Genomic DNA, 18,669 nt, shown 5'->3' with positions numbered 1-18,669 from the left:
ACTACGAGACCACCGCAGGATGAAAAGGGCTCAGTCTGGTGTCGACGTCCATCGGATTCCCTGGGTGACTGAGCAACGCGAGCTCGCGATCCTCGAGTTCATGCGTGAGCAGCTCCGTGTACTCGCTTCTCATCCGGAAGATGAGGTCGGCAATCAGGTTGTCGTCAGGCCACTCGCTGTGTTCGACCATGCCGTCAGGCCTGCCCATCAGCACGTTTGTAGAGGTACGCGATGTCATGCAATGCCTGCGCCGTCTCCTCGATGACCACAGATGCCTGCCGTACGCGGTCACGCAGAGTCCCATTCAGGGAATAGAAGGCACTGTCGACCCCTGTCGACATTGTTCCTGGCGAGACGCCATCAAACTTGTTGTGCGCGTCCACTTGGCGCTGCAGAAGCTCGGAGAGTGCCGGCAATGAGTTGTCGGCAACAAAGGCCAACTGCTCAAGGTCCGTTCTGAAGTTTCGTTCAGCGAGATCATCATCAGGCACGGTCTTCCCCCTTGTCCGCGAGCCGTCGATGAGTATGACGCAAACGAACACTGTGCGGAGCCGCATGGATACGGAAAGGAGTAAAACTACCTAGTCCGGTGGCACGGCGCGAAGGAAAGTCCGCAGAGCAGGGACAAGAACGCGGTCAGCGGGCAGCCAGGTGACCGTGTCCAAGGTTCCCTCGGTCAGCCACGCCACCGCCTGGTGGTCATGCGGATGCGGCTCTCCCCGGTCAAGCGACGCGCCGTAGACGCGCAGGACCAGGTCGTCCCGGAGCACCACGTCCGGGCCCACCGGAACCGTCGGTGTGACGTCGATTCCCAACTCCTCCAAGCATTCCCGCCGCACGGCGTCCACATCGGACTCCCCCGGCTCGACGCGGCCGCCGGGCAGTTCCCACAGGCCTGCTGCCTCCGCCGGGTACGCCCGCTGCTGCGCAAGCACTCGGCCGTCTCGCACAATGGCCGCCCCGACCACGACTCGAGCGCCTTCCAACGCCGCAGCCTTCGCGCGCACCCGCGCGGTGACTCGGGGCCACGCACCGCCAGTGGACGGAATCTCCAGCGCCGGCGCGGGAAGTCCGCCCACCCGGACCGCGCGCAGTCCGTCCACGCCAAGTTCCACAATGCGCATCCGGGACCACCCGATCCGGATCTCGTCGCCCACGCCGACCAACCCCGCTCGCGACGGGTCCAGCACCCCCTCCGCGCCGAACGCCGCCGACAGTGCCCTCATCGGGCGACCCGCCAGCTGACCTGGAAGCGGGCGCCGCCCTCCGGGGACTCGCTCACCCGCACCGCGCCACCCCGCCGCCGCACGACCTCCGCGACCAGTGCCAGACCCAGGCCCGTGCCGCCGCTGCTGCGGGCCCGGTCGTCCTGGATCCGGTAGAAGCGGTCGAACACGCGCGTGCGGTGTTCCTCCGGGATGCCACGGCCGTCATCGTCCACCACCAGCCGGATCGCCTTGCTGGCGACCAGGACGGTGACCGTCACCTGGGCCCGGGCGTGCCGCAGCGCGTTGCGGAGCAGGTTGTCCAGCACCAAGTCCACTTCGGACGGTGCGGCGAGCACCCAGCACGGGGTCGGCGGGACGTGCAACTGAATGGCGGGGCCGTCGCCGCGACACCGGGTGGTCGCGTCGGCCGCCGCGAGCGCCAGGTCGACCGGCTCGGCGGGCGGGACCTCGCCCGCGTCCGAGCGAGCCAGCGTCAGCAGGCCGTCCACCAGCGACGACAGCCGCTCCGCTTCGCGAACGACGTCGCTGAGGACCTCCTGGGACAGGTCCGGGTCGGGATGGGTGACCGCGACCTCAGCCTGCACCCGGATGGACGCGACCGGCGAGCGCAACTCGTGCGCGGCGTCGCCGGTGAACCGGCGCAGGCGGTCGGCGGCCTCGTCGCGGCGGGCGAGCAGGGCGTTGAGCGCGCCTGCGAGGGAGCGCAGTTCGTCGTGGGCGGCGGGAATCGGGAGTCTGCGTCCGGCGCCGAGCCTTCCCGCGGCGCTGCGCATGCGTTCCACGGGGCGAAGTGAGGTGCGCACGGCGATCCAAGTCGTCGCGGCCACCGCGGCGGCGACGATCAGGGCGGCGATCAGGAGCCACTTGAGGGCCCGGTGGTGGGCGGCTTCGTAGCCGACGATGCCGGTCCCGGCGACGACGAGCCGCTGGCTGCCGTCCGGTGCGGTGGCCACGGTCCCGAGCCAGCGCGCGGGCGGCGTGTCGCTGCCGCGCAGCACCGGAGTGCCCGCTTTGAGAACGCGGATGTCCGCGGGTTCGAGATGCACCGGCGGGCCGCCGTCGACGGGCGTCCCGCCTGTGTCGAGCACCCGGACCTGGAGGTTGGGCGACGGCGGCGCGGGCTCCCCGCGCTCGACGCGGGCCTTGGCCGCCGACAGCGACGTCGAGAGCTCCGCGTCGGCCGAGCTGATCAACAGCGGGCCGATCATCTTGCTGGTCACGGCGGCCAGTCCGAGCAGCACGGCCAGCGTCACGACGGTGGTGACGATGGTGACCCGGAACCGGATCGTCCGCCGGAGCCAGAGGCCGCGCGGGTCTCTCACCTGGGCCGGACCGGGTCGAGCACGTCGTCGATCTCGCTGGTGGAGGCCAGATACCCGTGGCCGCGCACGGTGCGCACGATGCCGTCGGCGCCCGCCGCGTCGAGTTTGCGGCGCAGGTACCCGACGTAGACCTCGACCGCGTTGCGGGTGGCGGCCTGCTCGTCGCCCCAGACCGCGCGCAGCAGGTCGTCCTTGGTGACGACCGCGCCCGCCCGACCCGCCAGCACGTCGAGGACCGCGAATTCGCGGGGGCTCAGCGCCACCGGCTCGCCGCGGAAGCGGACCTCGCGGCTGCCGCGGTCGATCTCCAGATCACCGAGACGCACCTTGCGGCCGGAGGCGTCCTCGGCGGTGCGCCGCAGGACCGCGCGAACCTGGGCGACCAGCACGACGAAGGAGAACGGCTTGACCAGGTACCCGTCGGCGCCGAGGTCGAGGCCGTCGGCCTGGTCGACCTCCCCGTCCTTGGCCGACACGAGCAGCACCGGCGTCCCGACACCTTCGGCGCGCAGCCGCTCCAACACCCGGTAGCCGGACAGGCCCGGCAGCATGATGTCGAGAAGGATCACGTCGAACGTGCCGGTGAGGGCGATCCGCAGCGCGCTGGGCCCGTCTGCGGCCACCACCACGTCCATGCCCTCGGCGGTGAGCCCGCGCTGCAGTGCCCGGCGCACGCCGAGCTCGTCGTCGACCACCAGAACCCGAGGTTTCACCCTGTCATCATGGCCGTCTTCGGTGGAATCGCGCGGTCACTCTCAGCGGGTTCTCAGCGACGGACGCGCTCTCAGCGCCATCTCAGGTCGCCGGGTGCAGTGTCTGTGGTGCGGGAACACAACCCGAACCAGGGGAGAACAGCATGGACAGGAAGAGGACGGCGCTGACCGTCGCGGCCGCGGGGACGGCCACGGGGGTGGTCGGGCTGATCCTGCTCGCCACGCCCGCCGGTGCGGGCGAACAGCCGCCCGCCCTGCCGGAGATCAGCCCGGAGGCGCTGGTCGAGTCGGTCATCAAGACCGAGAAGATCCCGGCGATGTCGGGGGCCGTCGAGTTCACCAGCGACCTCGGCATCCCGGTCCCGGGCCTGCCGCAGGCGGGTTCGGGTGGGGAGGCCGCGCACGTCTATACCGACGGCGAAGGCCGGGCGCGGGTGTCGATCAGCCAGGGCGGTTCGGAGCGCACCATCGTGCACGACGGCACCACCACCTGGATGTGGAACTCGGCCGACCGGTCGGTGCAGAAGATGGTGAGCGGCGAGCACGAGAAGAAGACCGCGGAGCACAAGCTGGCCGACCCGGCCACCGCGGCTCGCGAGTTCATCGGGCTGATGGGCAAGGACAGCACGATCACCGTCGACGGCACCGCGCGTGTCGCCGACCGGCCGGTCTACCAGCTCGTCCTCACCCCGAAGCCGACCGAGCGCACGCTGCTGCGCGAGGTCCGGGTGGCGGTCGACTCCGAGACCCGGCTCCCGCTGCGACTGGAGGTCCTGGCCAACGGGCAGGCCGAGCCCGCCCTGCGGATCGGGTTCACCGACTTCGAAACCGGCGCGCAGGACGCTTCCCTGTTCACCTACACCCCGCCCGCGGGCGCGAAGGTGACCGAGTCGAAGCCGGGCGACCACAAGCCGTCCGAAGCCGAGCTGAAGGAGAAGCAGAACCTGTTCGAGAGCATCGACGGGAAGACCGTGGGCGAGGGCTGGGACACCGTCCTGGTCGGCAAGGTGCCCGCGGAGCTGCTCACCGGCGAGGTCAAGTCCGGTGAACGGGGCACCACCGACCCGTCACGGCTGCTCAAGCAGTTCGGCAAGGAGGTCTCCGGACCGTTCGGCACCGGGTACGTCATCAGCTCCAAGGTCGGCACCCTCCTGGTGACGGCCGACGGCCGCGCCGCGCTGGGCGCCGTGCCGCAGCAGGTGCTGGTCGACGCCCTCGGGGCGAAGTGACCGGCGAAACCGGGCTCGGGATGGTCGCGGCGGACGCCGCGGCCATCCCGCTCGCCGCCCGGACCCGGGGTCTGCGCAAGGTCTACCGCGGCACGGTCGCGGTGGACCACGTCGACCTCGACGTCCCGATGGGCGCGGTGTTGGGGATGCTCGGCCCCAACGGATCAGGCAAGACCACCACCATCCGGATGCTGCTCGGCCTCGTCATGCCGACGGCGGGCGAGGTCGAGTTGCTCGGACACCGCCTGCCTGACGGCGCCGCGGCCGCGCTGCCCGAGGTCGGCGCGCTCGTCGAGAGCCCCGGCTTCCACTCGTTCCTCTCCGGCCGGGAGAACCTGCTGCGGCTGGCGGCGGCCGAGCCGCACCTGCACAGCGGTCGGATTCCCGCCGCCGTCAGCGAATCGCTGGAGCGGGTCGGGCTGACCGGCGCGGCGAACCGGCGCTACAAGGGGTATTCGCTCGGGATGAAGCAGCGCCTCGGCCTGGCCGCCGCGCTGCTGGTCCCCCGCCGCTTCGTCATCCTCGACGAGCCGACCAACGGCCTCGACCCGGCGGGCACCCGCGAGGTGCGGTCGGTCATCGCCGACCTGCACGCCGCGGGCACCACGGTGCTGGTCTCGTCGCACCTGCTGGCCGAGGTCGAGGCGACCTGCACGCACGTCGCCGTGCTCAACCAGGGCACCGTCGTCGCCCAGGGCGAGCTGGCGGAACTGCTCGACTCCGGCAACGCGGGCCTGCTGATCACCACACCGGAGATCACGCTCGCCGTGGACGCGTTGCGCGACAACAGGATCCCGGCTCGGGCGGTCCCGGACGGCGTCCGCGCCGACCTGACGGCCACGACCGCGCCCGCCGTCGTGGAGACGCTGGTCCGCGCGGGTGTGCCCGTGCACGAGGTCCGCCGCGACCGCACCGGCCTGGAGGACCTGTTCGCCCGCCTGACCGAGGACGGCGCCGCGGCCGAGGCCGCCGAGTTCGACCTGGCCCTCCCGATTCCTGAGGAAGCACGATGACCGCGATGACGCTCGGCGAGATCCAGCGACCCGACGCGCGGCGTGCCCCGCTGGGCAGGCTGCTGCGCTCGGAGCTGCGGATGGTCCTGCGCAGGCCGCGCACCCTGATCCTGGTCGGGCTGCTGGCCCTGGTCCCGGTGATCGCGGGTATCGGCATCTGGATCGCCGCCGACGCGAGCGCCAACAGCGGAAACTCGGTCGACGAGGGCTTGGCCGGGCTGGTCGACGGCAACGGTCTCCTGCTGCCCGTGTTCGCGCTGGTCATCGGCCTGAACATGCTGCTGCCGCTGACCGGTGCCATGCTCGCGGCCGACGCGCTGGCCGGTGAGGCGGCGAGCGGCACGATGCGCACGCTGCTGCTGGCGCCGGTGAGCAGGTCGCGGCTGCTGGCGGTGAAGGCCTTCGGTGTCGCCACGGTGACGCTGTTCGTGGTGGCGCTCATGGCGTTCACGGGGACGATCGCCGGAGTCATCCTGCTCGGTGGCGACGGGATGATGACGATGTCGGGCACGACGCTGCCGCTGGGTGAGGCCCTTGGGCGGATCCTGCTGACGGTGCTGTTGGTGACCGTGCAGGTCTGGGCGCTGGCCGCGGTCGCGCTGGCGGTGTCGGCGTGGACCGAGCACCCGCTGATCGTCGTCGTGGTCGCGCTGGGCGTGGTCATCCTGTCCGGGGTGCTGAGCGCGATCCCGGCGCTGGACTGGCTGGACCCGGTGCTGATGACGACCAGCTGGATGGGCATCCCCGAGGTGATCCGCGATCCGCTGCCGACCGGGACGCTGACCGAAGGCGTGCTGCGGGCCGCGTGCTACATCGTGATCGGATACTCGCTGGCACTCTCGCGGATGCTCAGCCGCGACGGCTGAGCACGGCGACACCGTCGGGGGCGAGGACCAACCGCACCCGGGCACCGACCTCGGGTGCGTCCGCGATCCCGGCGACGGCGTCCACCCGGCGTCCGCCGGTGTCGACGACCAGCCGCACGTGGTCGCGGCGGTGGACGCGGGCGGTGACGGTCACCTCGGTCGGCCCGTCCCCCACCCGCAGCGCGGCGGGGCGCAGACCCGCGGTCACCGGGCCGTCGGGCGCCCAGGGCACCGGGGCGGAGCCGAACTCGCAGTTCAGGACGCCGTTGTCGGCGTGGGCGTCGAGGAAGAGGTCGCAGCCGAGGAACCGTGCGGTGGCCTCGTCGACCGGGCGGCGCCACACCTCGTCGGGCTTGCCGACCTGCACGATCCGACCCGCGCGCATGACGGCGACCCGGTCGGCGAGGGTGAAGGCCTCGTCGTGGTCGTGCGTGACGACGAGTGCCGTGCTGCCGGATTCCCGCAGGAGCCGCGCGAGGTCGATGGCGAGTTGCTCACGGAGCGCACGGTCCAAAGCGGACAGTGGCTCGTCGAGGAGAAGAAGCCTCGGATGCGGCGCCAACGCACGGGCGAGCGCGACCCGCTGCTGCTCACCACCGGATAGCTCGGTGACCCGACGACCGCCGTAACCGCTGAGGCCGACCAGTTCCAACATCTCGTCGACCCGGGCAGCTATCCCCAGGCTCTCGCCGCCACGGCCAGTTATCCACAGCCCACCCCGCCGACCCTCGTTTCCGGCACCCTCCGCCGATAGACTGGCCACGGGGCCGCCCCCCAGGGTGGGTGGGGGTTGTTGTGTGGCTGGCATGCGAAGTCCGAAAGAGACGTTGCCTGCGACATCTCTGTGGGGGAAGAGTTGGCCGTCCTGGAAGACCAGGCCGAAGCCTCTGCGGTGGATGGGGATTCCGGCGAGGTCGGTGCCGTTCCAGGAGATCGTTCCCGTTGTCGGGCGTTCCAGGCCGGCGATCGCGCGCAGCAGGGTGGACTTGCCGCAGCCGGAGGGCCCCAGCAGCGCCACCACCTCACCGTCGGCGATCTCCAAGTCCACTTCCGACACCGCGAGAATCCGGCCGTAAGCCACATCCAGCCCGTCGACCTTGAGCATCAGAACTCCCCCACCGAGCGGACTCGCAGGCGTTCCACCAGCAGCACCACCGCGACCGTCACCACCATCAGCATCGTGCAGGCCGCGTAGGCCATCTGGTTGTTCAGCTCCCCCGGGCGCGAGATCAGCCGTCCGATGACGATCGGCAGCGTCGCCGAGTCCGGGCGGGCCAGGAAGCTCGTCGCACCGAATTCACCCAGGGCGACCACGAAACCGAACGCGGCGGCGGCGATCAGGGACCGGCCCGCCAGCGGGATGTCGACTTCACGCCACACCCGCCACGGGCTCGCGCCGAGGGAACCCGCCGCCTGCCGCAGTCGCGGGTCGACCGAGCGCAGCACCGGCAGGATCATCCGGATCACCAGCGGTGTCACCACGATCGCCTGCGCCAGCGGCACCAGCGCCGCCGACGTCCGCAGGTCGCCGGGAAGCGCGTCGAGGGTGATCAGGTAGCCGAAGCCCACCGTCACGGCTGACACGCCGAGCGGCAGCATCAGGGCCGTGTCAAGCGTGTCGACGAAGCCCGGGTGGGCGCGGCTTCGACCCAGCGACACCAACACCACCGACGCGGACACACCCAGCAACAGAGCCAGCAGCGTCGCGTCCGTCGCCGCGCGCAGTGAGTTCACCGCCGCGTCGAGGCCGGAGATCTGCAGCGATCCGCGGAACCCCGTGCCGGACAACGCCCGGTAGCCGTCGAGTCCCCAGCCGTCCGATGTGGACACGGAGCGGACGACCAGCGCGACGATCGGCACCATCAGCGCCGCCACCACGGCGTACGCCGTGGCCGCCACCCACCACTCGCCGCCACGCGGACGCCGGGTGGTCTCCGTGCGGGCGCGCAGCGCCATGGCGGTCTCCCGGCGGCGGCGCGCGAGGGCCGCGAGCACCAGGACCGCCACGACAGCGGTGATCTGGATCAGCGACAGCGCCGCCGCACCGGACAGGTCGAGCAGGTCGACCGTCCGCAGGTAGATCTCCGTTTCCAGCGTGCGGTACCGGGCTCCGCCGAGCAGCAGCACCACACCGAAACTGGTGGCACAGAACAGGAAGACGATCGCGGCGGCCGACCCGATGGCGGGCCGCAACGCGGGCAGGGTCACCGAGGTGAACGCCCGCAGCGGCGACGCGCCGAGCGCGCGGGCGGCGTTCTCGGCTCTGCGGTCCAGGTGCGACCACAGGCCGGCGACGGTCCGGGCGACCACGGCGACGTTGAAGAAGGCGTTGGCCAGCACGATCGAGAGCACCCCGCCGTCGGGCATCAGCGAGCGGAAAGCCAGCCCCACGACCACGGTCGGCAGCACGAACGGCACGAGAATCGCGGCCCGCACCACGGCGATGCCCGGCAGCGCGCAGCGGGCCAACAGGAACGCCACCGGCATCGCGGCGATGACCGCGACCACGGTGGACGCCGCCGCCTGGCCGACGGTGAACAGCACCACGGACCACGTGTCCGGCGAGCCGAGAACGCGGACCAGCCCGTCGGACCCGAGGCCGCGCTGGATGATCGCGGCCACGGGCCAGAGGAAGAAGACCGCCAGAAAGCCCAACGGCACCAGCCCGAGCACTGCCGGGCCGGTGCCGTCCGGCAGTCTCAGCCGCGAACGGCCGCGCGCCACTGTTCGATCCACCGCTCCCGGTTGGCCGTGATGTCCGGCGCGGGCAGCGTGCTCGCGTTCGCGGCGGGCGGGGTCGCCGCCCACGCGGCGGGCAGCTCCACACCCTCACGGGTCGGGTAGACGTACATCTTCTCGGGCACCTTGCTCTGGAAGTCCACCGACAGCAGCAGATCCAGGACCTTGCGGGCGCCCTCGGTGTTCTTCGCGCCGTTCAGCACCCCCGCGTACTCGACCTGCTTGAAGCAGGTGTCGAGCAGCGCGGCCGTGCGCGGCTTGCCCTTGTCGTCGAGTTCGGCCGACGGCGACGACGCGTAGGAGACGACCAGCGGCCGCTTGCCCTTGCCCGAGGAGCCGGAGAACTCCTGGGTGTAGGCCTCTTCCCAGCCGCTCACGACCTTGACGCCGTTGGCCTTCAGGCGCGCCCAGTAGTTCTGGAAGTCCTTCTGGCCGTACTGCGAGACCGTCGCCAGCAGGAACGCGAGACCGGGCGAGGACGTCGCCGGGTCCTCGACGACCAGCAGGTCCTTGTACTTCGGGTCGGCCAGATCCTCCAGCGAGGCGGGCACGGGAACGTTCGCGGCGGCCAGCGCGGCCGGGTCGACGTTGACGCACACGTCGCCGAAGTCGATCGCGGTGAGCCTGGCGGTGTCGTCGATCGCGTAGCGCTGCGGGCCCTTGTCGGCTTCCGGGCTGCGGTATTCGACGAAGACGCCCTCGTCGAGCGCACGGGAGGCGAAGGTGTTGTCCACACCGAACGCCACGTCACCGAGCGGGCTGGCCTTGGTGAGCACCAGTTGGTTGGTCAGCGCGCCGGCGTCGCCGCTTTTGCGGACCTCGACGGTGATGCCGGTGTCGGCCTTGAACTTGTCGAACACGGCCTGGTCGTACTCGAACGAGTCATGGGTGACCAGGACGACCTTGCCGTCACCTGCGTCGGAGCCGAACAGCGAGCAGCTCGCGGTCATGGCCACGGACAACGCGACGGCGGTCAGGGTGAAGAGCCTGCGCATGGATCTGTTTCCTCCTCGGGGCGTGGGCACGCCACGAGAACCTCCCTGCGCCGGCATGACCCGGATCAGGTGTGGACGGTCGAGGGCACGCCCCTCCTCTCAGTCCTGGGCGGCGCTTGCGGCGAACTCGCCCCCCGGGACTCCCGTGGCGGTGACGAGCGTACGCCCCGGGTTCGGGCCACTATGGGGGTCATGCCCCAACCATTGAGCGAGCAGGAACTGGGAATCGCCCTCGAGACGCTGCCGGACTGGTCATTCCGCGACGGAGCGCTCGTGCGCGAGGTCGAGCTGAACGGGTTCTCACAGGCCATCCAGGTGGTGAACCGGGTCGCCGAGGTCGCGGAGAACAACAACCACCACCCGGATATCGACATCCGCTGGGCCACGCTGACCTTCCGGTGCAGCACGCATTCGGAGAACGCGATCACGGCCCTGGATGTGGGTCTCGCCGAGGAGATCGACGGGATCATCGACGCCATCCGGGGCTGACCCGGTGCGGCGGGGCCGCCGCCGCACCGGGTGTCACGCTCAGGTGTTGAACGGCCCGGTGATCTCGTAGGTGATGCCGCCGCTGCTCGACCCGCTGGTGCCGCGCTGCGACGAGAAGTAGAGGCGCTGCCCGTTCGGGGTGAACGCCGGTCCGGTGATCTCGGAGCTGGTCTGGCCGGTGACCCGCAGGAACGGCGCCACGATGTCGCTCGGGGTGATCACGCAGATCTCCATGTTGCCGCCGTCCTCGGCGACGAACAGCTCGCCGCTGGTGGCGCGGGTGATGTTGTCGACCCCGGTCAGCGGCGCGGTGCCGCTGGTGACGAGCGAGTCGTCGTATGCCAGGGAGATGGTGGAGTTGTTCGCGTTGTAGGCCCAGACGCGGTTGTCACCCTTGGTGGTGAACCAGCAGGTGCCGCTCGCGTATACGCAGCCCTCGCCGCCGTTGAACCGCTTGGCGCCGGACACCTGGTTGCGGGTGGCGGTCGGGCTGCCGTCGGGGTCGGGCACGTTCGCCCAGGTGACAGTACCGCTGGTCTGGGAGTTGGTGCCCTTCATGACCTGCAGGGTCCCGCTGGAGAGGTTGCCCCAGGTGTTCGGGCGGAACCGGTAGAAGCAGCCGTCGCTGACGTCCTCGGTCATGTAGATGTAGCCGTGGTCGGGGTCGGCGGCGCATGCCTCGTGCTTGAAGATGCCCATCGCGGGCCGCACGACGGCCGGGTTCACGCCCCACGGGTCGGTCTCGAAGACCCGGCCGGCGGTCACCTCCTCACAGGACAGCCAGGTGTTCCACGGGGTCGCGCCGCCCGCGCAGTTGACGTTGGTGTTCGACAACGTCCGGTAGGCGCCGGTGATCGAGCCGCTGGAGTTGAACTTGATCGCCCCGACACCGCCGGTGCTGGAGACCTCGCTGTTGGAGACATAGATCCACCCGGTGCCGTCGGCGAAGACGTGCCCGCCGTCCGGGGCGGGGTGCCAGGTGTAGTTGGTGCCCGCCACCTTCTGCCCCGAACGGGCGACCACGCGGCTGGTGAACCCGGAGGGCAGCATGATCCCGTTCGCGTCCGCGGCCTTTAACGCGCCATACGGGCTCGGCCCGGGCTGCGCGGGAGCGGCGAAGGCGGGCGCCCAGGCAGCGCCGCCGAAGACGGTGGCGGCGCCACCGATAACGGCCGCGCGGAGGAAGTTACGACGTTCCACGGTCAGGCTCCGATCGTGTCACTGTGCGTGCTGGCACGGTTTCCGTGCGTTGAGCAAAGTAGCTGGATCGGGTGACCGGCAATCAAAGATCGAGTGCTCCACGGGCTAAGGGCTGAAAGACGAACGTCGCCGCGACCCGAAAGTCCGCCCCTTCGTACGTCGGGGAAGGGTGGCGAGATGAGCAACCCGATCGAGCTGGCCGATCTGCCGCCTGAACTGCAGAGCCACCTCGTGGAGTTCATGGACCAGCAGACCCTGTTGGTCGCCCTCCAGACACTTCCCGCGATCCAGGCCCGGGCCCATGCTTGGGCACGACTCCATCAGCTGCGAGCGGCGATGCCGGCGGCGCGGCAGGCGGCCTTGGTCGCACAACAGGCGGCACAGGACGCGACCGACGCCCTGATTGAGTCGATGTACAACGACCAGTTCGGCGGCTCGGGCTGAGCCGTGCGCCACACGTCGCTACGGTGGTGGAGTGAAGGTCATCAGCCAACGGGAGCTCCGCGACAGCTCCGCCGCCGTCATGGACGCGGTTGAAGCGGGCGAGACCTTCCACATCACGCGACACGGTGTGGTGGTAGCCGAACTTCGGCCGCCCGCACGCGGACGGCACCTGAGCGCGGCAGAACTGGTCGAGCGTCACCGCGGGCTGCCCCATGTCGACCACGGCCGCACGCCGGACGAAGCCGATGCGTTCTTCGGCAACGAAGAACGCATCGGCGAGGACGACCCATGGGACCGTGCGCGTGGCTGACCGCCCGGAATCCGGGGTACCGGCCACCTGCGCGTACTCGACCTCGGCACGCTCGACCCGGCACTGCTGCCCGCGACCTCGAAGATCACCGCCCGGACATGGCCGAACTGCACCGCCGCGTCGCCATGGCTAGGCCGGAGAGACGGCGATTGGACGAGTCCACCGGGTGAGGTGTGCGGCGATCTCCGTGTGGTCGATCGAGCCGGTGGACGCCGCGATCACGACGTCGTAGGCGTCGTCTTCCGGGGCGTCGAGGTCGATGCCGTTCAGGCCCAGGAAGACGAACGCGGCCATCCAGGACAGCCGCTTGTTGCCATCGACCAGCGCATGGTTGCGCACGACCGACTGCAGGAGCACGGCGGCCTTCTCGTGCAAGGAGTCGTAGGCGTCCTGGCCCATCACCGCGGTTCGCGGGCGGTGGGCGGCGGACTCCAGGAGGCCGAGGTCTCGGACCTGGTCAGCATTCAGGTCCGCCGCGACGGACAGCAGGTCCTCGACGGTGGGGTAGTCGACGGTCATTTCGACAGCCGGTCCAAGAGAGAGGCGTAGCGCTCCCGGCCCGCCTTCGACAGCGCGCGCAGTCGGGCTTCGCGCTCAGCCGGCGTGGGCGTGGGCTCGCTCGGCGGCGTGCTGTCCATGTCGGAAAGCTACCGCTGGCACGGCCCCACGGACGACCTGTTTAGACCGGAGACCTGAACTCGACCCGGCTGAACAACGTCAGGTGGCCGACCATGGATTCACGATGTCGCCACCCATGACGGAGAAGTCGGCGACATTGCGAGTGGCCACGACGAGGTTGTGCTCCTGCGCGGTTGCCGCGATCAAGGTGTCCCGTTCCGGCCGTGGATCGGGGACATGCATCGCAGCGGCACGCCGTGCGACGCCCATGTCCACTGGAAGGATTCTCCCCGAGAACCCTTCCAGCACATCATTCTCAAGCCAAGCGCGCAGTTTCTTACCGCTCGTGGGATCTCGCCTTTCCACCCGAGCGATTCCGATTTCGATCTCCATCACGGTGATGACGCTGAGCCATAGCTCACTGGTGCGCTGGGATCGCGCCCATGATCGAACGGCCGGATCTGCCAGTCGCTCGGATTTGCGCAGCTCACTTACGACATTCGTGTCCAGCAGAAAGCTCACAGGTCCGACGCCTTCAACGCGACGTCCAACCGCTCCGGCTCGAAGTCGATGTCGTCGTCTTCCATGCTCAGCCAGTCGACGATGCTCCGCTCGTCGGCCACGAGTCGTCGATAATCATCGATCGACAGCAGGACATGGGACGGCTCTCCGCGATCCGTGATCACGACGGGCTCGTTCGAAGCGGCCCGTTTGGCGGCGCTGACGTCTTGGTTGAACTCGCGCGCAGTAATGACCGCCATGACAACCACCTCCATGTAGCTACGTACCTACATTACCTGGGTTGTCAAGCGTCGGACCGACTCAGACGTTGAAGCGGAATTCGACCACGTCGCCGTCGGCCATGACGTAGTCCTTGCCCTCGATGCGGACCTTGCCCGCCGCCTTCGCCGCCGCCATCGAGCCGGTGTCGACCAGGTCCGCGAACGAGACGACCTCAGCCTTGATGAAGCCGCGCTCGAAGTCCGTGTGGATGACGCCCGCCGCCTGCGGTGCCGTGGCGCCCTGGGGGATCGTCCACGCACGCGCCTCTTTGGGCCCGGCGGTCAAGTAGGTCTGCAGGCCCAGGGTGTGGAAACCGGCCCGGGCCAGTGCGTTGAGGCCGGGCTCGGACTGGCCGACCGACTCCAGCAGCTCCAAAGTGGACTCGTCGTCCAGCTCCAGCAGTTCCGCCTCGACCTTCGCGTCCAGGAACACCGCGTCGGCGGGGGCGACCAGCTTGGCCAGTTCCTCGCGGCGGGCAGTGTCCATCAGGACGCCCTCGTCGGCGTTGAAGACGTAGAGGAACGGCTTGGTGGTGAGCAGGCTCAGCTCGCGCAGCTGCGAGATGTCCACTTCGGACTGTGCGGCGAACAGAGTGCGGCCGCCGTCGAGGATTTCCTTGGCCTTGAGGGCCGCCTCGGCCGCGGGGCGCGCCTCCTTGCGGACGCGGGCCTCCTTCTCCAGCCGCACGACCGCCTTGTCGAGGGTCTGCAGGTCGGCGAGGATCAACTCGGTGTTGATCGTCTCGATGTCCGACAGCGGGTCGACCTTGCCGTCGACGTGCACCACATCGGGGTCGTCGAACACGCGGATGACCTGGCAGATCGCGTTGGCCTCGCGGATGTTCGCGAGGAACTTGTTGCCAAGCCCGGCGCCTTCGGACGCGCCCTTCACGATGCCCGCGATGTCGACGAACGACACCACCGCGGGCACGATGCGCTCACTGCCGAAGATCTCCGCCAACTTCTCCAGGCGAGGGTCGGGCAGGGCGACGATGCCGACGTTGGGCTCGATGGTCGCGAACGGGTAGTTCGCGGCGAGCACGTCGTTGTTCGTCAGGGCGTTGAAAAGGGTGGACTTGCCGACGTTGGGCAGGCCGACGATCCCGAGGGTCAAACTCACGCGTGGCAGTCTACGGACCCCATTCGGGGCCATCCCCGCCGCCGCCCGTGCACCAAATAGTTACGAACTCTTCGCGGCCCAGCCAATTACTCAGCGGTGAGCGTCGTAGGACGGATGTACGCACGTCAGGGGCTATTAGCGGCGTAACAGAGTGACTACTGGGCGCGATAGACGCACAGCCCGTTCACCTTGTCCAGTGTGATTGGTGAGGATTAGCCCAGATGGACGCTAGTCAGGGCAAGGCCCCTCAACAACACTCCGTGAGCGCCCTGCTGTCCTCCGCCTACCGGAGTGCCAGGCGCCACCCAGCTCACCCTGCTGAGGAAGAAGGAAGTCGGATGATTCAACCCGAATGGCGCCGGCGTGGCCGGATCGCCCTCGGCTTGGCGGCCGCAACCGCGGTCGTTGGCACCATGCTGGCCACTGTCCCGAGTGCCGGCGCGGCCCCGACCCCCCAGGGTCCGGCCGAAGAGGCACCTGGCCTCGGCAAGCATGACCAGGAGCTGCTCGCCACCGCGGAGCGTGAAGGCAAGAAGACCGTCACCGTCCTGATCGCCACCAAGAAGGGCGACAGCGCGGGCAAGGTCCACCAGCTCGAGCAGGCGGGTGCGAAGGTGCAGTACCGCGCCGACGAGCTCGGCTACGTGCGCGCCGAAGTCGCCACGGACAAGGTGGAGAAGCTCGCCAAGCTCCCGGGCGTCCAGGCACTCGACCTCGACGAGACGACCCCGCTTCCCGACCCGCGGCCCGTGGGCTACGAGGACCCGACGCCGCAGCCCGCCCCCGGGCCGTCGACGCCGATGGCGAACCCGTACATGCCGACGACGGACACCAACGCGGCGCAGTTCGTCAACGAGCACCCGACCTGGGACGGCCGCGGCACGACGGTCGCGATCGTGGACAGCGGTGTCGACCTCGACCACCCGTCGCTGAACACCACCAGCACCGGCGAGCGCAAGGTCGTCGACTGGGTCACCTCGACGAACCCGAAGTTCGTCAACGGCGTCAACGCCGACAACGACGCGACCTGGCTGCTCATGACCAACAAGGTCGCGGGCTCCACCGTGGGTCTCCCGGCTGAGGCCGAGGTCCGCTTCGCGGAGTTCAACGAGCGCGACCCGCGCCTGGGCGGCGAGGTCGGCAACGACGTCAACCGCGACGGCAACCCCGCGGGCAGCAACGGCAAGTTCGGTGTGGCCTGGAACCCGGCCACCGGGACCGTCTGGGTCGACACCGACCAGGACAAGTCCTTCGCGAACAACGCCGCGATGACCGACTACAAGGTCAAGTACGACATCGGCACCTTCGGCACCGACAAGCCGGCCACCCCGGTGCGCGAGTCGATGAAGTTCGTGGTGCAGACGAGCCCGGCCAACGACGCGGTCAACATCGGCATCGTCTCCGGCGCGCACGGCTCGCACGTCGCGGGCATCGTCGCGGGCAACCGCCTCTTCGGCGGCACGATGAACGGCGCCGCTCCCGGTGCCAAGCTCGTCTCGCTGCGCGTCTGCATGTTCGTCACCGGCTGCACCGCGCACGCGATGGTCGAGTCGATGGTCTACGCGGCGCGTGACGCCAAGGTCGACGTCATCAACATGTCGGTCGGTGGCCTCCCGGCGCTCAACGACGGCAACAACGCTCGCGCCGAGCTGTACGACCGCATCATCGACACGTACAACGTGCAGATGTTCATCTCCGCGGGCAACTCCGGCGCGGGCTCGAACACGATCGGCGACCCGTCGGTCGCCTCGAAGGTCATGTCCGTCGGTTCGTCGATCACCAAGGCGACTTGGCAGAGCAACTACGGTTCCGACCTGGGCGTCTCCGAGTCGTTGCACGGCTTCTCGTCGCGCGGCCCTGCTGAGCACGGTGGCTTCAAGCCGAACATCGTCGCCCCCGGCTCGGCGATCTCGACCGTGCCGACCTGGCAGAACGGCGGCCCCGTCGCGGGCACCTACGCGCTGCCCCCGGGCTACGCGATGTTCAACGGCACCTCGATGGCCTCTCCGCAGGCCGCCGGTTCCGCGGCGCTGCTGGTGAGCGCCGCCAAGGCCAAGGGCGTCTCGCACAAGGCCGACCAGATCCGCACCGCCTTCCAGTCGTCGGCGCGCTACCTGGGCAACCTGGGCGCCTACGAGCAGGGCACGGGCCTGATCGACACGATCCGGGCATGGAACGTCCTCAAGGCCAACCCCAGCCGCACGGACATCACCGTGGCCGTCCCGGTGCGCACCGCCCTGTCGCAGTTCCTCAAGACCCCGGGCGTCGGCGTCGGCATCAACGACCGTGAAGGCGTCAAGGTGGGCGACAGCTACACCCGCGAGTACACCTTCACCCGCACCACCGGCTCGGACTACCCGGTCACCTACAAGGTGCGCTGGAACGGCAACGACGGCACGTTCTCGTCGGCGAACTCGGTCACGCTGCCCAAGAACAGCGCGGTCAAGTTCAAGGTCAACATCAAGCCGACGTCGACCGGCATGCACTCGGCGGTCCTCAACCTGGACAGCCCGATGACCTCGGGCGTCGAGCTGCAGACCATGAACGCCGTTGTCGCGGCGGAGCAGTTCTCCGCCGACAACAACTTCACGGTCGTCAAGGGCGGGCAGATCGGCCGCAACGAGTCGAAGAGCTACTTCTTCAACGTCGCGCCCGGCACCCCGGCCTTCAAGGTCGACCTGCAGGGTGGCGGCTCGACGCCCGGCACCGGGCAGATCCGCTTCCTGCGCTTCCACCCGTACGGTGTCGGCAGCGACAGCAACTCGTCGCTGAGCTGCTACAACCCGCAGGTCGCCCCGGGCGGCAGCTGCACGACGGGCAGCCCGACCAGCCGCTCGCTGGCGAACCCGCAGCCGGGCGTCTGGGAGGTCGTGGTCGAGGCTCGTCGGACCTCCGACACCGCCTTCGCCCCGTTCACCCTCACCGCGTCCGTGCTCGGCGCGTCGGTCACGCCCAACCCGGACGTGATCCCGACCGCCACCGCGGGCGAGGCCATGGACCGTTCGTACACGCTGAAGAACCTTCTCGGCGCGTTCAACGGCCGCGCGACCGGCACCGCGCTGGGCAGCGCCAAGCAGGCCACCCCGAGCATCGCCGACCAGGAGGACCAGCAGTACCCGATCACGGTCACCCCGGGATCGACGTCGCTGCGGGTCAAGATCGGCTCGACGTCCGACGCGGGCGCCGACCTCGACCTGTTCCTGCTCAACTGCACCAGCGGCTCGTGTGTCGTCGCGGGCCAGTCGGCCGACGGTGACTCCGAGGAAGAGGTCCGGGTCAACAACCCGGCCGCGGGCCAGTGGGTCGCCCTCGTCCAGGGCTACGCGGTTCCCGCGGGCACGACCACGTTCAACTACCTGGACGTGTTCACGAACCCCGGTTTCGGCGCCATCGCGGTGACCGACGCCAATGCCTCGCGGACCTCGGGCGTGGAGTGGACGGTGCCGGCGACGGTCACCGCGAACTCGGCTCCCGCCGCGGGCCGCGTGCTCCTCGGCAGCGTCGAGGCGCGCACCGACGAGAACGTCCTGGTCGGCTCCGGTGACGTGGTGGTCCAGGCCGTCTCGTAACACCTGATCGACAGCGAAGCGGGGACCTGCA

The 18,669-nt window shown here is 69.5% G+C and carries 21 protein-coding genes; 7 read left to right on the top strand and 14 right to left on the bottom strand.

Translation table 11 applies throughout. The annotated features are described in order from the left end of the window. Position 1: 1 nt before the first annotated feature. From GPZ80_RS28740 to GPZ80_RS28720, 5 genes are all read right to left on the bottom strand, one after another. Complete coding sequence (locus GPZ80_RS28740; protein WP_187224232.1) at positions 2 to 208, bottom strand: hypothetical protein; 207 nt, start codon at positions 206 to 208, stop codon at positions 2 to 4. Further along, complete coding sequence (locus tag GPZ80_RS28735; RefSeq protein ID WP_187224231.1) at positions 195 to 491, bottom strand: hypothetical protein; 297 nt, start codon at positions 489 to 491, stop codon at positions 195 to 197. The genes GPZ80_RS28740 and GPZ80_RS28735 overlap by 14 nt, the downstream gene beginning before the upstream one ends. Before the next feature lie 90 nt (positions 492 to 581). Continuing rightward, positions 582 to 1,226 carry a (deoxy)nucleoside triphosphate pyrophosphohydrolase gene (locus GPZ80_RS33885; RefSeq protein ID WP_312880635.1) on the bottom strand — a complete coding sequence of 215 codons (645 nt, stop codon included), beginning with the start codon at positions 1,224 to 1,226 and terminating at the stop codon, positions 582 to 584. After that, a complete protein-coding gene (locus GPZ80_RS28725; RefSeq protein ID WP_187224230.1) occupies positions 1,223 to 2,551 on the bottom strand; it encodes a sensor histidine kinase in 1,329 nt (442 codons plus the stop codon). Before GPZ80_RS28725 ends, GPZ80_RS33885 begins: the two co-directional genes overlap by 4 nt. Beyond that, positions 2,548 to 3,264: a response regulator transcription factor gene (locus GPZ80_RS28720; protein WP_187224229.1), complete on the bottom strand. Its 717-nt coding sequence runs from the start codon at positions 3,262 to 3,264 to the stop codon at positions 2,548 to 2,550. The genes GPZ80_RS28725 and GPZ80_RS28720 overlap by 4 nt, the downstream gene beginning before the upstream one ends. Positions 3,265 to 3,407: 143 nt before the next feature. On the opposite strand from GPZ80_RS28720, the gene GPZ80_RS28715 reads away from it, so the two are divergent. From GPZ80_RS28715 to GPZ80_RS28705, 3 genes are read left to right on the top strand one after another with little or no spacing between them, the layout of a single operon-like run. Beyond that, complete coding sequence (locus tag GPZ80_RS28715) at positions 3,408 to 4,493, top strand: LolA family protein (RefSeq protein ID WP_187224228.1); 1,086 nt, start codon at positions 3,408 to 3,410, stop codon at positions 4,491 to 4,493. A 20-nt stretch (positions 4,494 to 4,513) separates the two neighbouring features. Then, the gene (locus GPZ80_RS28710) at positions 4,514 to 5,506 is read left to right on the top strand and encodes an ABC transporter ATP-binding protein (RefSeq protein ID WP_187224244.1); all 993 of its coding nucleotides are present in this window, start codon (positions 4,514 to 4,516) and stop codon (positions 5,504 to 5,506) included. Further along, the gene (locus GPZ80_RS28705; protein WP_187224227.1) at positions 5,503 to 6,372 is read left to right on the top strand and encodes a DUF2705 family protein; all 870 of its coding nucleotides are present in this window, start codon (positions 5,503 to 5,505) and stop codon (positions 6,370 to 6,372) included. Before GPZ80_RS28710 ends, GPZ80_RS28705 begins: the two co-directional genes overlap by 4 nt. Here GPZ80_RS28705 and GPZ80_RS28700 read toward each other — a convergent pair. The 3 genes from GPZ80_RS28700 to GPZ80_RS28690 are packed head-to-tail and all read right to left on the bottom strand — an operon-like array spanning position 6,356 to position 10,106. Next, the gene (locus GPZ80_RS28700) at positions 6,356 to 7,480 is read right to left on the bottom strand and encodes an ABC transporter ATP-binding protein (protein ID WP_246477582.1); all 1,125 of its coding nucleotides are present in this window, start codon (positions 7,478 to 7,480) and stop codon (positions 6,356 to 6,358) included. The two genes, GPZ80_RS28705 and GPZ80_RS28700, sit on opposite strands and share 17 nt — an antisense overlap. Then, complete coding sequence (locus GPZ80_RS28695; RefSeq protein WP_376771771.1) at positions 7,477 to 9,096, bottom strand: ABC transporter permease; 1,620 nt, start codon at positions 9,094 to 9,096, stop codon at positions 7,477 to 7,479. Before GPZ80_RS28695 ends, GPZ80_RS28700 begins: the two co-directional genes overlap by 4 nt. Then, positions 9,072 to 10,106, bottom strand: a complete 1,035-nt coding sequence (locus GPZ80_RS28690; RefSeq protein ID WP_187224225.1) for a thiamine ABC transporter substrate-binding protein — start codon at positions 10,104 to 10,106, stop codon at positions 9,072 to 9,074. Before GPZ80_RS28690 ends, GPZ80_RS28695 begins: the two co-directional genes overlap by 25 nt. A gap of 192 nt (positions 10,107 to 10,298) precedes the next feature. On the opposite strand from GPZ80_RS28690, the gene GPZ80_RS28685 reads away from it, so the two are divergent. Then, positions 10,299 to 10,595 carry a 4a-hydroxytetrahydrobiopterin dehydratase gene (locus tag GPZ80_RS28685; RefSeq protein WP_187224224.1) on the top strand — a complete coding sequence of 99 codons (297 nt, stop codon included), beginning with the start codon at positions 10,299 to 10,301 and terminating at the stop codon, positions 10,593 to 10,595. Positions 10,596 to 10,634: 39 nt separating this feature from the next. On the opposite strand, the gene GPZ80_RS28680 is transcribed toward GPZ80_RS28685, so the two are convergent. Then, a complete protein-coding gene (locus GPZ80_RS28680; RefSeq protein ID WP_187224223.1) occupies positions 10,635 to 11,795 on the bottom strand; it encodes an alkaline phosphatase PhoX in 1,161 nt (386 codons plus the stop codon). Positions 11,796 to 11,972: 177 nt separating this feature from the next. On the opposite strand from GPZ80_RS28680, the gene GPZ80_RS28675 reads away from it, so the two are divergent. Together GPZ80_RS28675 and GPZ80_RS28670 are read left to right on the top strand one after the other, a co-directional pair. After that, positions 11,973 to 12,239 carry a hypothetical protein gene (locus GPZ80_RS28675; RefSeq protein WP_187224222.1) on the top strand — a complete coding sequence of 89 codons (267 nt, stop codon included), beginning with the start codon at positions 11,973 to 11,975 and terminating at the stop codon, positions 12,237 to 12,239. A 31-nt stretch (positions 12,240 to 12,270) separates the two neighbouring features. Beyond that, entirely contained in the window at positions 12,271 to 12,549 is a 279-nt protein-coding gene (locus tag GPZ80_RS28670; RefSeq protein ID WP_187224221.1) for a type II toxin-antitoxin system Phd/YefM family antitoxin, read from the top strand. A 129-nt stretch (positions 12,550 to 12,678) separates the two neighbouring features. Here the strand turns inward: GPZ80_RS28670 and GPZ80_RS28665 are convergent, their stop codons facing one another. From GPZ80_RS28665 to ychF, 5 genes are all read right to left on the bottom strand, one after another. Next, positions 12,679 to 13,068 carry a type II toxin-antitoxin system death-on-curing family toxin gene (locus GPZ80_RS28665; RefSeq protein WP_187224220.1) on the bottom strand — a complete coding sequence of 130 codons (390 nt, stop codon included), beginning with the start codon at positions 13,066 to 13,068 and terminating at the stop codon, positions 12,679 to 12,681. Beyond that, entirely contained in the window at positions 13,065 to 13,187 is a 123-nt protein-coding gene (locus GPZ80_RS33510; protein ID WP_281401506.1) for a hypothetical protein, read from the bottom strand. Before GPZ80_RS33510 ends, GPZ80_RS28665 begins: the two co-directional genes overlap by 4 nt. A gap of 79 nt (positions 13,188 to 13,266) precedes the next feature. After that, positions 13,267 to 13,689, bottom strand: a complete 423-nt coding sequence (locus tag GPZ80_RS28660; RefSeq protein ID WP_187224219.1) for a type II toxin-antitoxin system VapC family toxin — start codon at positions 13,687 to 13,689, stop codon at positions 13,267 to 13,269. Beyond that, on the bottom strand, positions 13,686 to 13,943 hold the full coding sequence (locus GPZ80_RS28655; RefSeq protein WP_246477573.1) for a type II toxin-antitoxin system Phd/YefM family antitoxin: 258 nt from the start codon (positions 13,941 to 13,943) through the stop codon (positions 13,686 to 13,688). Before GPZ80_RS28655 ends, GPZ80_RS28660 begins: the two co-directional genes overlap by 4 nt. Before the next feature lie 46 nt (positions 13,944 to 13,989). Next, a complete protein-coding gene (ychF, locus tag GPZ80_RS28650; protein ID WP_187224218.1) occupies positions 13,990 to 15,069 on the bottom strand; it encodes a redox-regulated ATPase YchF in 1,080 nt (359 codons plus the stop codon). Between the two features lie 338 nt (positions 15,070 to 15,407). On the opposite strand from ychF, the gene GPZ80_RS28645 reads away from it, so the two are divergent. Then, entirely contained in the window at positions 15,408 to 18,638 is a 3,231-nt protein-coding gene (locus tag GPZ80_RS28645; RefSeq protein ID WP_187224217.1) for a S8 family serine peptidase, read from the top strand. Positions 18,639 to 18,669: the final 31 nt, after the last annotated feature.

Source organism: Actinokineospora xionganensis, assembly GCF_014323725.1.
GTDB lineage: Bacteria > Actinomycetota > Actinomycetes > Mycobacteriales > Pseudonocardiaceae > Actinokineospora > Actinokineospora xionganensis.
This window is presented reverse-complemented; position numbering and strand designations above follow the sequence as displayed.